Source organism: Bradyrhizobium sp. SZCCHNRI2009, assembly GCF_032485115.1.
Taxonomy (GTDB): Bacteria; Pseudomonadota; Alphaproteobacteria; order Rhizobiales; family Xanthobacteraceae; genus Bradyrhizobium.
The window spans coordinates 12,647-25,707 of sequence record NZ_JAUEUH010000017.1; the positions used below are offsets into that span (position 1 = coordinate 12,647).

General features: G+C 63.1%; 14 protein-coding genes. 9 read left to right on the top strand and 5 right to left on the bottom strand.

Annotated elements, in window-relative coordinates; genetic code table 11:
- Window positions 1-7 precede the first annotated feature (7 nt).
- Complete coding sequence (locus tag QX041_RS34120) at window positions 8-532, bottom strand: prepilin peptidase (RefSeq protein WP_315713816.1); 525 nt, start codon at window positions 530-532, stop codon at window positions 8-10.
- Between the two features lie 326 nt (window positions 533-858).
- Entirely contained in the window at window positions 859-1,023 is a 165-nt protein-coding gene (locus QX041_RS34125; RefSeq protein ID WP_231317342.1) for a Flp family type IVb pilin, read from the bottom strand.
- A gap of 462 nt (window positions 1,024-1,485) precedes the next feature.
- Between QX041_RS34125 and QX041_RS34130 the strand changes: the two genes are divergently transcribed.
- The 4 genes from QX041_RS34130 to QX041_RS34145 all read left to right on the top strand — a co-directional run bounded on the left by QX041_RS34130 (window position 1,486) and on the right by QX041_RS34145 (window position 4,433).
- On the top strand, window positions 1,486-2,313 hold the full coding sequence (locus QX041_RS34130) for a sterol desaturase family protein (RefSeq protein ID WP_315713817.1): 828 nt from the start codon (window positions 1,486-1,488) through the stop codon (window positions 2,311-2,313).
- 134 nt (window positions 2,314-2,447) lie between these two features.
- Entirely contained in the window at window positions 2,448-2,948 is a 501-nt protein-coding gene (locus QX041_RS34135) for a pilus assembly protein N-terminal domain-containing protein (protein ID WP_315713818.1), read from the top strand.
- A gap of 310 nt (window positions 2,949-3,258) precedes the next feature.
- Complete coding sequence (locus tag QX041_RS34140; RefSeq protein ID WP_315713819.1) at window positions 3,259-3,804, top strand: TadE/TadG family type IV pilus assembly protein; 546 nt, start codon at window positions 3,259-3,261, stop codon at window positions 3,802-3,804.
- A 68-nt stretch (window positions 3,805-3,872) separates the two neighbouring features.
- Window positions 3,873-4,433, top strand: a complete 561-nt coding sequence (locus QX041_RS34145; RefSeq protein ID WP_315713820.1) for a TadE/TadG family type IV pilus assembly protein — start codon at window positions 3,873-3,875, stop codon at window positions 4,431-4,433.
- 198 nt (window positions 4,434-4,631) lie between these two features.
- Here the strand turns inward: QX041_RS34145 and QX041_RS34150 are convergent, their stop codons facing one another.
- From QX041_RS34150 to QX041_RS34160, 3 genes are all read right to left on the bottom strand, one after another.
- Window positions 4,632-4,844: a cold-shock protein gene (locus QX041_RS34150; protein ID WP_006612155.1), complete on the bottom strand. Its 213-nt coding sequence runs from the start codon at window positions 4,842-4,844 to the stop codon at window positions 4,632-4,634.
- A gap of 300 nt (window positions 4,845-5,144) precedes the next feature.
- Window positions 5,145-5,435 (bottom strand): translation initiation factor IF-1, encoded by a 291-nt coding sequence (gene infA / locus QX041_RS34155; protein ID WP_315713821.1) that lies wholly within the window; start codon window positions 5,433-5,435, stop codon window positions 5,145-5,147.
- 24 nt (window positions 5,436-5,459) lie between these two features.
- The gene (locus tag QX041_RS34160; protein ID WP_316168107.1) at window positions 5,460-6,869 is read right to left on the bottom strand and encodes a DEAD/DEAH box helicase; all 1,410 of its coding nucleotides are present in this window, start codon (window positions 6,867-6,869) and stop codon (window positions 5,460-5,462) included.
- A 509-nt stretch (window positions 6,870-7,378) separates the two neighbouring features.
- Here QX041_RS34160 and urtA point away from each other — a divergent pair.
- From urtA to urtE, 5 genes are all read left to right on the top strand, one after another.
- Window positions 7,379-8,701, top strand: a complete 1,323-nt coding sequence (gene urtA / locus QX041_RS34165; RefSeq protein WP_315713823.1) for an urea ABC transporter substrate-binding protein — start codon at window positions 7,379-7,381, stop codon at window positions 8,699-8,701.
- Between the two features lie 88 nt (window positions 8,702-8,789).
- Complete coding sequence (gene urtB / locus QX041_RS34170) at window positions 8,790-10,403, top strand: urea ABC transporter permease subunit UrtB (RefSeq protein ID WP_410051909.1); 1,614 nt, start codon at window positions 8,790-8,792, stop codon at window positions 10,401-10,403.
- On the top strand, window positions 10,400-11,563 hold the full coding sequence (urtC, locus tag QX041_RS34175; RefSeq protein WP_315713824.1) for an urea ABC transporter permease subunit UrtC: 1,164 nt from the start codon (window positions 10,400-10,402) through the stop codon (window positions 11,561-11,563). The genes urtB and urtC overlap by 4 nt, the downstream gene beginning before the upstream one ends.
- Before the next feature lie 4 nt (window positions 11,564-11,567).
- The gene (gene urtD, locus QX041_RS34180; protein ID WP_315713825.1) at window positions 11,568-12,329 is read left to right on the top strand and encodes an urea ABC transporter ATP-binding protein UrtD; all 762 of its coding nucleotides are present in this window, start codon (window positions 11,568-11,570) and stop codon (window positions 12,327-12,329) included.
- Between the two features lie 3 nt (window positions 12,330-12,332).
- Window positions 12,333-13,028 (top strand): urea ABC transporter ATP-binding subunit UrtE, encoded by a 696-nt coding sequence (gene urtE / locus QX041_RS34185; RefSeq protein WP_315713826.1) that lies wholly within the window; start codon window positions 12,333-12,335, stop codon window positions 13,026-13,028.
- The last annotated feature ends 33 nt before the right edge of the window (window positions 13,029-13,061 follow it).

Here is a 13,061-nt window from a genome sequence, read left to right on the forward strand (position 1 = left end):
GGTGTGTTCAGAGCAATGCAAGGCGCGCGGCGTCGATCGCCTTCACCCAATCGGTCTCCGGATAGACCATCAGAGCGCCCAGGGCGAGCGCGATGCCATAGGGCACGCCGCTCTCCTTGGCGTGCAGGCGTGCAAGCCAGGGTTGCCCCGCCAGCATGTAGGGCAACGGCCATTGCCGGAACTGCATGAGGGCGAGGGTGAGCACGCCGCCGAAGATCGAGGCGTACAACAGGTAGTTCATCAGGTGGGCGAAGCCGAACCACAGGGCGGCGGCGGATGCGACCTTGGCGTCACCGCCGCCGATCCAGCCGAATGCAAAGCAGCTGAAAGCAATCACCAGCAGGGTCGCGCCCGCGCCCAGATGCATCAGCATGTCAGCCATGCTCATCCCGCTCAGCGGCGCCAGAACCAGGAAGCCGGCGACGAGCGCCAGGGAGACCCGGTTCGAAATGGTCATCGTGAACAGGTCGCTCGCCGCGGCAAAGGCCATCAGGGCCGGAAACAGCAGAAGGCGCGCGAGATCGAGGGTCATGGGCTCTCAATGGCATCGACGCGGGGCATGGGTGCGCCGCTGCGCCAGAGCCTAGCTGCAAGAAATAAACGATCGGGAAACAGCCGGAATGGCTGGCTGGTTGTCATTCTCACCAGACGCTGACGATGCGGGCCGCCAGAGCGAGGATGGACAGGCCGAGGCCGCCGCAGATCCAACGCAAGGCGACGTCGGCCCCGCTGGACGGAGGCCGGGACGCGGCTGCGGACAAAACGTGGTTACGCATCACTGAACGCCGCGAAGCTGAATGTGGAAATGATAAAGGCCCCGGATGTCCGGGGCCTTTTTTGCTCGGCCGTGACGACCGCTTACTTCAGCGAGGTGTTGATCGCGCCGAACTTGGAGCTCAGGCTGGAGCCGAGACCGTTCACCGCGGCAATGATCGCGAGCGAGATGCCGGCGGCGATCAGACCGTATTCGATCGCGGTCGCGCCGGATTCATCCTTCACGAAGCGAGCAAGAAGATTCTTCATAGGTAACTCCATGTACACGTGGCTGGTCGAACAAACTCTGGTCGTTGCGGCGTTCTCAGCACCGTGACCATGCGGCCACCGTAGGGGGCAGGAATTTCGGCGTAGTTAATTCGGTCGCCGAAACACGGCGACAAATGGCTGTTATTGTGCAGAGTAAACATTGGATGAAGTGCAGCACGACCATTCGAAATAACGCATGGCCACGCCGCAGTCGGTCTCGCTGAAAAGACGAGCGCAGGGTTTTGGCCGTCATGCCCGGCCCCATCCATCGCCAGGCCTGCTCCGCATTCCACACTATCCACACGATATGCATGGGGCCGTGTCGACCTGGCTGGTGGAGCATGTGGCTCGATGTCGATCGCGCTGGGCCGATCGGCAGAGCGGTTCTGCGGGCGCGCAGGTTCACGGCTCCTTAAGCGCCTGGGAGTACCCCTCGGAACAGTTCATGAGATGAGGAATGTGATGTCCGGTCTGCCATGGGAAGTCGCGCTGATGCTCGGCCAGACCATCGAGAAGGTGTTGCCGATCACCTTGATGCTGGCAGTGGTGTTCTCGGTGCTCAGTCACTTCTGGGCCTGCAATCCCGGCAAGCCGTGGTGGCAGAAGCGCGAGCTCGTCACCGACGTGGTCTACTGGTTCTTCGTGCCGGTGTTCGCGCGGGTGCTCCGCATCGGCTTTCTCGTGCTCGGCGCCAGCGTTGTCTTCAAGATCCGCGACGCCGACGAGTTGATCGCCTTCTATGAAAACGGGCACGGCCCGCTGGCGCAGCTTCCCGAATGGCTGCAGGGGGGGCTCTTCCTCGTGCTCTCCGACTTCATGCTGTACTGGACGCATCGTCTGTTCCATGGCGGCGAGTTCTGGAAATACCACGCGGTTCACCATTCGTCGGAGGATCTCGAGTGGATTTCGGCGGCCCGCTTCCATCCGATCAACCTGATCCTCGGCACGATCGCGGTCGACGTCATCCTCTTGATGGCCGGCATCTCGCCCAACGTCATGATCTGGGTCGGACCGTTCACGACGTTCCATTCGGCCTTCGTCCACGCCAATCTCAACTGGACGCTGGGCCCGCTGAAATATGTCCTCGCCACACCCGTCTTCCATCGCTGGCACCACACGTCGATGGAGCAGGGCGGCAACACCAATTTCGCCGGCACGTTCCCGATCTGGGACATCCTGTTCGGCACGTTTCGGATGCCGGAGGGGCAGTTGCCCATGGCCTACGGCAAGGACGAGGCGACGATGCCCGGTGAGTTCGGCGGTCAGCTCGCCTTTCCGTTCCGAAGATGACGTGTTCTGCAACCGCCCGAGGCTTCGTCGCGACGTTTGCAGATCATTCACCAATTGAGCGCAGATTTGCCGCGTCGGGCGCCGTCACCGCTGCGTATCGCTTGAGACGGCTCGTCAATGTCCCGGGGTTGAGTATGTCGTTCTTTGTGTCGTGTCGTCCTAGTGTTTCCTTCGCATTGCGGGCGGCCGTCGCCGCGGTGCTGCTGTGGCCGGCTGCCGTCTCGGCGGAGCCTGATCCCGCCATCGCCGTGAATGTCGACCAGGCCAAGCTGGTCAAGTTGCCCGACCGGGTCGCGACGCTCGTCGTCGGCAATCCGATGATCGCCGATGTGACCTTGCAGAGCGGCGGCATCATCGTCGTCACCGGCAAGAGCTACGGTGCCACCAACTTCATTGCGATGGATCGCGGCGGACAGGTGCTGATCGATCGCCAGATCCAGGTCGCCGGACCCACCGACCAGCTCGTGACGGTGTATCGGGGCGTCGATCGTGAGACCTATAGCTGCATGCCGATCTGCCAGCGCCGGGTGACCTTGGGCGACGGCGACAACTACTTCAAATCGGTGCTCGACCAGGCTGGAACGATGTCCAGCACGGCGAGCGGCAACGCGGCAGCGGCCTCGAAGACCAACTGAGCGCTGGCCTGGCCATGCTTGGCCGGGTCGATGGCAGCGCCTGACCGGATCTCCACGCGCCTCCGCACCGACGATGCGGTGAGCCTTGCCGCCGGTGCTGCGGCTGGATCGCCCGATTCGTTTGGTTTCGATGATCGGGTCGGGCAGGTGGCGCGCTGCCTCGAAGGGCTGGCTGCGAGCGAACCCCCAAGCATGGTTAGCGGGACGTTGATGCGGCGGGCCATACTGTCCGTATTGTAGGAAACTCTTTCCCAAGGAGTTTCCGCTATTCGTTTCACCCAGGTTGATGCCTTCCAGTCCGGATGACCCCATGCAAGCCCCCGTCTCCTTGACCGCTTCGATGCGCCGGCTGTTGCGCCGCTTCCGGCGTAACCGGCGGGCATCGGCCGCGCTCGAATTCGCGCTGGTCGCGCCGGTCTTCTTTGCGCTGCTGTTCGCGATCATCGAAACGGCGCTGATGTTCTTTGCCGGCCAGGTGCTCGAGACGATCACGCAGGACTCGGCGCGCATGATCCTGACCGGACAGGCGCAACAGGGCGCCTATACGCAGTCGCAGTTCGCGAGTTACGTCTGCACCCAGGTTCCCGCGCTGTTCGACTGCAACAAGATCTATATCGACGTGAAGAGCTACTCCTCGTTCGGGAGCGTCTCCATCAGCAACCAGATCGACAACAGCGGCAACTTCGTCAACAACATGACCTACAGCCCGGGCGCGGCCGGAGACATCGTCGTCGTCAGGCTGTTCTATCAATGGCCGATCTTCGTGACGGGGCTCGGCTACAACATCGCCAATCTGAGCGGCAGTAAGCGCCTGCTGGTGGGTACGGCCGCATTCAAGAACGAGCCGTATTCATAACGCTGACCTCGCGAGCTTCTTCTGAGGGACACCAGGAATTCATCATGCCGTTGGGAAGAATGCCGGGTATGTCTTCGAGCCTGCGCCTGTGGCGTCGCATCGACGCCTTCGCTGCCGATTGTCGCGGTGTCGCGGCCACCGAGTTCGCATTCATCGTGCCGCTGATGCTGGTGATGTTCTTCGGCACGGTCGAATTCTGCTCGGCCATCGCCGTCGACCGCAAGGTCACCCTGATGGCGCGCACCCTGTCGGATCTGACCTCGCAATCGACCTCGGTTGGCGACAGCGACATGTCGAACTTCTTCGCCGCCTCGACCGGCATCATGTACCCGTATTCCACGACGCCGGTGAATGCGACGATCACCGAGCTCTATGTCGATCCCACCACCAAGCAGGCGACGGTGAAGTGGAGCAAGGGATCGACGCCGCGAACCGTCGGCATGACGGTCGGCGTGCCGGCTGAATTGCTGGTGTCCGGCACCTATCTGATCTTCAGCGAGGTGAACTACCAGTACGTTCCGACGATCGGCTACGTCATGGGCAAGACGGGCGTCAATCTCAGCGACGTCGCCTATACCCGCCCGCGGCAGTCGACCTGTGTGATGTATAGCCCGGCGACTTCCTGCTGAGGTGAGGGCTGCCGCAACGGAGCCCGCCCGGCCCCGGGGCCGCAGTCGCATACGCGCCTGCGAACCGGAGCGACCGACACTACGGTCATTTGGACGAGCAGAACTCGGCGGCAAACAATCAAGGCAATAAAAAAGGCCGCGCAAGGCGGCCTTTCGTTGTCCAGATGGGCAATCGCATGCGCGATCGCCCGGCGTCGCTCAATTGGCGGCGCGGAGATTGTCGGCCGACGACTTGCCCGAACGGCGGTCCGCCACGATCTCGTAGGAGATCTTCTGGCCTTCCCGCAGCGTGCCGAGACCAGCGCGCTCGACGGCGCTGATGTGCACGAACACGTCGTTGCCGCCGTCGTCCGGCTGAATGAAGCCATAGCCCTTGGTTGCGTTAAACCACTTCACGGTTCCCATGCTCACGGGGTAGTTCCCTTCTCAGATACCAAATGCGTAGCCCAGTCTCCTGGGCTGGTTAGATCGAATTTTTGGAAGGGTCGTCAGCGTCTGAACCGGCTGTACCGGTAATAGCTAATCTCGTCCGGCCGAAAATCGATTGCGGGATATATTATTGGAAATGCCCGCGCAAAACAATCCTGAGCTGCGCGAGAGTGCATGATTTTTTGACGCGCCGGCTCGACGCCGACGCGCTGAATTGTCGCTGATTGCGCAAGGCTTGATCAATCCGCCGGGCCGGGCGGAACATTGCTCCGCCCAATGCCCCTAGCGCCGACGGAACTGGCCGCCGCGCTGCGCTGCGCCACGCGGAGGACCGCCGGGCGAGCTGGCACGCTCGTCCTTGTGGCGGAAGATCAGCCGGCCCTTTTCGAGGTCGTAGGGCGACATCTCGACCGTCACGCGGTCTCCCGCGAGCGTCTTGATGCGATTCTTTTTCATCTTGCCCGCGGTGTAGGCGACGATCTCGTGCCCCGCGTCGAGTTGTACCCGATAGCGTGCGTCGGGAAGGATTTCGGTGACCAGCCCTTCGAACTGGATCAGCTCTTCCTTAGCCATGTCTTTCTCCAGATCGATAGACGTCTAGTTTGGCCGTTGGTTGCGGTTTTGAGCGTGGTTTTTGGGTCTGCCCTCGCGATGCAGGAAAGCAACGCCTTGAATCGACCCGGCCTTACCGCCGCCTTGCGACGGCCGCTGGGGCTCCTGACGATTGCCTGGCAGAGACGCCATCTTAGCATTGGAACGACGGTGACGGCGAGGGCCTTTTGCGGCGGTGCCACCCTCGTTGGTCCGCGCATTCTGCATGCCAGGACGGCCACCGCGCTGAGGCGGCTTGGCCGGTGCAGCGGCCTCGCGGAGGCCGGGCGTGCGGCGATCGTCGCGCGGCAGCGAGATCTTGATCAGCCGTTCGATGTCGCGAAGGTAGGACAGCTCGTCCGATCCGGCCACGAGCGAAATCGCAACGCCCTCGGCGCCGGCGCGCGCCGTGCGGCCGATCCGGTGGACGTAGGTCTCGGGCACGTTCGGCAGGTCGAAATTGACGACATGGCTGACGCCGTCGACGTCGATGCCGCGGGCCGCGATGTCGGTTGCGACGAGGGTTCGGATCTCGCCGGTGCGGAACGCCGCCAGGGTGCGCTCGCGATGGTTCTGCGACTTGTTGCCGTGAATCGCCTGGGCGGGGATGCCGGCTCTTTCGAGGCTCTTCACGACCTTGTCGGCGCCGTGCTTGGTGCGGGTGAACACCAGCGCGCGGTTGACCGGCTCCTGCTTGAGCAACTGAGCCAGAAGGTTCGGCTTGGCCGAGTGGTCAACGTGGATGACGCGCTGGGCAATGCGCTCGACCGTCGAGGAGACGGGGGTCACCGCGACCCGCGCGGGGTCGCGCAGCATGGCGTCCGCGAGCTCGGCGATGTCCTTAGGCATGGTGGCCGAGAAGAACAGCGTCTGCCGCTTGATCGGCAGCTTGGCCACGATCTTCCGGATGTCGTTGATGAAGCCCATGTCGAGCATGCGGTCGGCTTCGTCGAGCACCAGGAACTCGACATGGGTCAGCTTCAAAGCGTTGCTCTGAACCAGATCGAGCAACCGGCCAGGGGTGGCAACCAGCACTTCGAGGCCGGGCATGATAGCGCGGACCTGGCGCCCCATCGGCACGCCGCCGATCGCGAGCGCCGAGCTCAGCCGGATGTGCCGGCCATAGGTGTTGAAGCTGTCGAGGATCTGACCCGACAATTCGCGGGTCGGGCTCAGCACCAGCACGCGTGCCGTCTTCGGCTGCGGCTTGATCCGGTTCTGCAGCAAGCGGTGCAGGATCGGCAGCGCAAACGAGGCCGTTTTGCCGGTTCCCGTCTGGGCGATGCCGATCACGTCGCGGCCTTCGAGCGCGAGCGGGATGGTCTGGGCCTGGATCGGGGTAGGGGTGGTGTAGTTCTCTTCCTTCAGCGCGCGCGTCAGCGCCTCGGCGAGGTTAAAATCCTGGAAGGATGTCAAAAGATGGGGCTTTCCATAAGAGGATAAGGCCCGTGTCGGCAGGCAGCCGGACGCGGGTGGGTGGTTGAGAGACACCCGCGTGTTTGGAGCGCCTAGATTGGATGGGTGAGAATGCGAAGCCAGAAGCTCTGGTCGAGCTAAAGAACACGCGGCTTGCAAAGATCCGGCCGATTCGCCCTGATCTACCAGCTATATGGAACAGATGGACGGCACTTTCAAGGCCGGTGCGCAACGGATTGGCTTTCCGGGTGGTACTCGGCTGCTTTAAATTTAGCCATTCAAAACAAAGTGCACAAATCCTGCGCTGTATGCCATCTGATTAATCATCGGGCTTGCTCAATCCGGCAGCAGAAGGTCGCGGTACCTCTCTGCGAGAACGCCTAGTTCCACTTTTATGTCAATGCCTTACCAGATGTGCACGGCATGGCACACTTCTTGCGATTCCTGCCTGCGCAGACCGCCGGCCGCCTTGGCTGCGAAGCAGGTCTGCGTCAGGGAGATATTACCTCATGCTTACTCGACTCACTCGGGAATTAACGGCGCCGTTCAGCCGCCGTCGCTGGCTGGCTGCTGCTGCCGGCCTGGCGCTCGGCGCAGCCGGCTTTGGCCCGGCCAAGGCCGCTGACGACACCATCAAGATTGGCGTTCTGCATTCTCTGTCCGGCACCATGGCCATCAGCGAGACCACGCTGAAGGACACGATCCTGTTCTTGATCGACGAACAGAACAAGAAGGGCGGCGTGCTCGGCAAGAAGCTCGAGGCCGTCGTGGTCGACCCCGCTTCGAACTGGCCGCTGTTCGCCGAGAAGGCGCGTGAGCTGATCACCAAGGACAAGGTCGCGGTCGTGTTCGGCTGCTGGACCTCGGTGTCGCGCAAGTCGGTGCTGCCAGTGTTCAAGGAGCTGAACAGCATCCTGTTCTACCCGGTCCAGTACGAAGGCGAGGAGAGCGAGCGCAACGTGTTCTACACCGGTGCGGCGCCGAACCAGCAGGCGATCCCGGCGGTCGACTACCTGATGAAGGAAGAGAAGGTGAAGCGCTGGGTGCTGGCCGGCACCGACTACGTCTATCCGCGCACCACCAACAAGATCCTCGAAGCCTACCTGAAGTCCAAGGGCGTGGCTCAGGACGACATCATGATCAACTACACGCCGTTCGGTCATTCCGACTGGCAGACCATCGTCGCCGACATCAAGAAGTTCGGCTCGGCCGGCAAGAAGACCGCCGTGGTCTCGACCATCAACGGCGACGCCAACGTTCCGTTCTACAAGGAGCTCGGCAACCAGGGCATCAAGGCCAAGGACATTCCGGTCGTCGCATTCTCGGTGGGTGAGGAAGAGCTCGCCGGCATCGACACCAAGCCGCTGGTCGGCCATCTCGCCGCCTGGAACTACTTCGAGTCGATCAAGACCCCGGCGAACGAGAAGTTCATCAAGGACTGGCAGGCCTACACCAAGAACCCGAAGCGCGTGACCAACGACCCGATGGAAGCGCATGTGATCGGCTTCAACATGTGGGTGAAGGCGGTGGAGAAGGTGAAGTCGACCGATCCGGACAAGGTCATCGACGCTCTCCCGGGCACCGAGGCGCCGAATCTGACCGGCGGCGTGTCGAAGATGCTGCCGAACCACCACATCACCAAGCCGGTGTTCATCGGCGAGATCAAGGGCGATGGCCAGTTCAGTGTCGTCTACAAGACCAAGGACCTCGTCCCCGGCGACGCCTGGTCGAAGGAGCTCGAGGGCTCGAAGGACCTGATCGGCGACTGGGTCGGCAAGAAGTGCGGCAATTTCAACGTCAAGACCAACAAGTGCCTGGGCTCGGGCTCCTGATCTCGACCTGACGCGACCATGACGACAGGAGAAGGCGGCGATGTTGCCGCCTTCTCCCGACCTCCTGAACTCCTGCCGGGGTTGTCCAGTGCCTGCTCCTTTTTTGGCGATCATTCGCCGTCTGCTTGTTTTGCTCGCCCTGATCGCCGTTTCCGTTCCCGCCTTCGCAGCCAGTTTCGAAGAGTCCGTCGCGAAGTTCGCGAACGATGATTTCTCGGACACGGACGAGGCCGTCGGCGAGATCGCCGTGTCGGGCAACCCGCTGGCTTTCCCGATCATCAGCGCGCTCCAGGACGAATGGCTGATGTTCGATGCCGACACCAAGAAGGTCTTCATCAAGCAGGCCGACGGCAGGATCATCGATGCTGCCACCGGCGCCGCCGTCGACAAACTGCCCGACAATGCCGCCGCCGTCAGCCTCAACAACCGGCTGCGCCGCAGCGTCGATGCCGCGCTCGGCGGTTTGACGCTGCTGTCGCCGGATACCAACACGCGCCTGACCGCCGCAAGATCGGTGTTCAAGTCGCATGACGAGGCGACGTTGCCGACGGTGGAGTCGGCGCTCGCCAAGGAAACCAATCGCGCCGTGAAGCAGGCGCTGACCGAGGCGCGTGCCGCCATCCTCCTGTTCAAGTCTGACGCCAGCGAGGTCGACAAGCTCGAAGCCGTCGCCACCGTGAGGGCGCGCGGCGACCAGGAAGCTCTGGCGCTGCTGACGGAGATCGGCGGCGCGGACCAGCCGGCAACCGTCGCCAAGGCTGCGGCGAGCGCCATCTCGTCGATCCAGAGCTCGCTCGCAATCTGGTCCGGCGTGCAGAACGCCTGGTACGGCCTGTCGCTCGGCTCGGTGCTGCTGCTGGCCGCCATCGGCCTTGCCATCACCTTCGGCGTCATGGGTGTCATCAACATGGCCCATGGCGAGATGGTGATGCTCGGCGCCTACACCACCTTCGTCGTCCAGGAGGTCATCCGCACGCGCTACCCGGCGCTGTTCGACTATTCGCTGCTGATTGCCGTCCCGCTCGCCTTCCTGGTGGCCGGCGCGATCGGCGTGCTGATCGAGCGCACCATCATCCGCTTCCTCTACGGCCGCCCGCTCGAAACCCTGCTGGCGACCTGGGGCCTGTCGCTGATCCTGCAGCAGGCGGTGCGCACGGCATTCGGTCCGACCAACCGCGAGGTCGGCAATCCCTCCTGGATGAGCGGTGCGTTCGAACTCGGACAGATCACCATCACCTATAACAGGCTCTGGATCCTCTGCTTCACCATGGCGGTGTTCGCCATCCTGCTGGCGATGTTGCGCTACACCGCGCTCGGCCTGGAGATGCGTGCAGTGACGCAGAACCGGCGCATGGCGGCGTCGATGGGCATCGCGACCTCGCGGGTCGATGCGCTCACCTTCGGGCTCGGCTCCGGCATCGCCGGCATCGCCGGGGTGGCGCTGTCGCAGATCGACAATGTCAGCCCGAATCTCGGCCAGAGCTACATCATCGACTCCTTCATGGTCGTGGTGTTCGGCGGCGTCGGCAATCTCTGGGGCACCTTGGTCGGCGCCTTCACGCTCGGCATTGCCAACAAGTTCCTGGAGCCGGTCGCCGGCGCCGTGCTCGGCAAGATCGCGATTCTGGTGCTGATCATCCTGTTCATTCAAAAGCGCCCGCGCGGGCTGTTCGCGCTCAAGGGCCGGGCGGTGGAAGCATGATGCCGCACGTCCTCACCCGGTCGCTGGACCGCGCTGCGACCGTCTTCGTGCTCGTCGTCGCCGCCTGCGGCGTGCTGATCCCGCTGTCCAACCTGCTGCTGCCGGCCGGTTCGGCGCTGCAGGTGCCGACCTATCTGGTCGCGCTGTGGGGCAAATATGTCTGCTACGCGATCCTGGCGCTCTCGATCGACCTGATCTGGGGCTATTGCGGCATCCTCTCGCTCGGTCACGGCGCGTTCTTCGCGCTCGGCGGCTATGCGATGGGCATGTATCTGATGCGCCAGATCGGCACCCGGGGCGTCTATGGCAATCCGATCCTGCCGGACTTCATGGTGTTCCTGAATTATTCCAAGCTGCCCTGGTACTGGCACGGCTTCGACATGTTCTGGTTCGCGGCTTTGATGGTGCTCGTGGTGCCCGGCCTGCTCGCCTTCTGCTTCGGCTGGCTCGCCTTCCGCTCGCGCGTCACCGGCGTGTATCTGTCGATCATCACCCAGGCGATGACCTACGCGCTGCTGCTCGCCTTCTTCCGCAATGATTTCGGCTTCGGCGGCAACAACGGCCTGACCGACTTCAAGGACATCCTCGGCTTCAACGTCCAGGCGGAAGGCACCCGCGCCGCGCTGTTCGCGCTGAGCTGTCTCGCGCTCATTCTGGCGTTCCTGATCTGCCGGGCCGTCGTGTCGTCGAAGCTCGGCAAGGTGCTGATCGCGATCCGCGATGCCGAGTCGCGGACGCGTTTCCTCGGTTATCGTGTCGAGTCCTACAAGCTGTTCGTGTTCACGCTGTCGGCGTGCATGGCCGGCGTCGCAGGCGCGCTCTACGTTCCTCAGGTCGGCATCATCAATCCATCCGAGTTCGCGCCCGGCAATTCGATCGAGGCCGTGATCTGGGTCGCGGTCGGCGGCCGAGGCACGCTGGTAGGTGCTGCGCTCGGCGCCGTCGTCGTGAACTACGCGAAGACGTTCTTCACCTCGGGCGTGCTGGCGCCGTACTGGCTGTTCATGCTCGGCGCATTGTTCGTGCTCGTCACTCTGCTGCTGCCAAAAGGCATCATAGGCACCTTCAATTCCTGGTGGGATCAGCTCGGCAGCAGGAGGCTGAACGCCGAGAGCGCCGCCCGCGAGGACGGCGTCACCGAACCCAAGATGGCGGAGTGAGCGCATGAACGTGATGGACACCCGCGCGACGTCGTCGCTGCTCTATCTCGACGGCGTGCACGTCTCGTTCGACGGCTTCCACGCCATCAACAATCTCTCGCTGACGCTCGAGTCCGGCGAGATGCGCGCCATCATCGGCCCGAACGGGGCCGGCAAGACCACGATGATGGACATCATCACCGGCAAGACCAAGCCCGACGAGGGCACGGTGCTGTTCGACGGCAAGACGGATCTCACCCGCCTCGACGAGACCCGCATCGCCGAGCTCGGGATCGGCCGCAAGTTTCAGAAGCCGACGGTGTTCGAGAGCCAGTCGGTCGAGGACAACCTGCTGCTCGCGCTCAATGTCGATCACAGCGTCAAGGGCACGCTGTTCTGGCGCGGCTCGAGGAGCGAGTCCGAGCAGATCGACCGGGTGCTCGAGACCGTGCGGCTCAAGGATGCCAGACGCAAGCTCGCCGGCAGCCTGTCGCACGGCCAGAAGCAGTGGCTGGAGATCGGCATGCTCCTGGCACAGGACCCGAAGCTGCTGCTGGTCGACGAACCGGTCGCCGGCATGACCGACGTCGAGACGCATCAGACGGCTGAGCTGCTCAAGGAAATCAACAAGGATCATACCGTCATGGTCGTCGAGCACGACATGACCTTCGTGCGCGAGCTCGGCGTCAAGGTCACCTGCCTCCACGAAGGCACGGTGCTGGCCGAAGGTACCATCGATCAGGTGTCGTCGAACGATCGGGTAATCGAAGTGTATCTGGGGCGCTAGGCGATGTTGGACGTCAAGGACATCAACCTCTATTACGGCGCCGCCCAGGCGCTGCGCGGCGTCTCGATCGCGGCGGAGCCCGGCAAGGTCACCTGCGTGCTCGGCCGCAACGGCGTCGGCAAGACCTCGCTGCTGCGGGCGCTGGTCGGACAATATCCGCTGGCCTCCGGCAGCATCACCTTCGATGGCGCCGACATCACCCATCTCAAGCCCTATGAACGGGCGCGCAAGGGCATCGGCTTCGTGCCGCAGGGTCGCGAGATCTTCCCGCTGCTCACGGTGGAGGAGAACCTCAAGACCGGCTTCGGACCGCTGAAGCGCAGCGATCGCAGCATCCCGGACGACGTGTTCTCGCTGTTTCCGGTGCTGGAATCGATGCTCGGCCGCCGCGGCGGCGATCTTTCCGGCGGCCAGCAGCAGCAGCTTGCGATCGGCCGTGCCATGGTGATGCGGCCAAAGCTCCTGCTTCTCGACGAGCCGACCGAGGGCATCCAGCCCTCGATCATCAAGGACATCGGCCGGGCGATCTCGTATCTGCGCAATCTTGGCAACATCGCGATCGTCCTGGTCGAGCAGTATCTCGACTTTGCCTGCGAACTCGGCGACAACTTCGCCGTTATGGATCGCGGCGCGGTGAAGTTCACCTGCACCCGCGCCAATCTCGATCAGGCCGAGATCAGCCGCCAGATGGCGCTGTGATCATCACGTAGCTTCTCGACGCGGTCTCGCCCG

Excerpts from the sequence above, each read along its gene's own strand:
- QX041_RS34120 (WP_315713816.1), bottom strand. The coding sequence starts at position 532 with ATGACCCTCGATCTCGCGCGCCTTCTGCTGTTTCCGGCCCTGATGGCC.
- QX041_RS34125 (WP_231317342.1), bottom strand. The coding sequence starts at position 1,023 with ATGAAGAATCTTCTTGCTCGCTTCGTGAAGGATGAATCCGGCGCGACC.
- QX041_RS34130 (WP_315713817.1), top strand. The coding sequence starts at position 1,486 with ATGTCCGGTCTGCCATGGGAAGTCGCGCTGATGCTCGGCCAGACCATC.
- QX041_RS34135 (WP_315713818.1), top strand. The coding sequence starts at position 2,448 with ATGTCGTTCTTTGTGTCGTGTCGTCCTAGTGTTTCCTTCGCATTGCGG.
- QX041_RS34140 (WP_315713819.1), top strand. The coding sequence starts at position 3,259 with ATGCAAGCCCCCGTCTCCTTGACCGCTTCGATGCGCCGGCTGTTGCGC.
- QX041_RS34145 (WP_315713820.1), top strand. The coding sequence starts at position 3,873 with ATGTCTTCGAGCCTGCGCCTGTGGCGTCGCATCGACGCCTTCGCTGCC.
- infA (WP_315713821.1), bottom strand. The coding sequence starts at position 5,435 with ATGGCTAAGGAAGAGCTGATCCAGTTCGAAGGGCTGGTCACCGAAATC.
- urtA (WP_315713823.1), top strand. The coding sequence starts at position 7,379 with ATGCTTACTCGACTCACTCGGGAATTAACGGCGCCGTTCAGCCGCCGT.
- urtC (WP_315713824.1), top strand. The coding sequence starts at position 10,400 with ATGATGCCGCACGTCCTCACCCGGTCGCTGGACCGCGCTGCGACCGTC.
- urtD (WP_315713825.1), top strand. The coding sequence starts at position 11,568 with ATGAACGTGATGGACACCCGCGCGACGTCGTCGCTGCTCTATCTCGAC.
- urtE (WP_315713826.1), top strand. The coding sequence starts at position 12,333 with ATGTTGGACGTCAAGGACATCAACCTCTATTACGGCGCCGCCCAGGCG.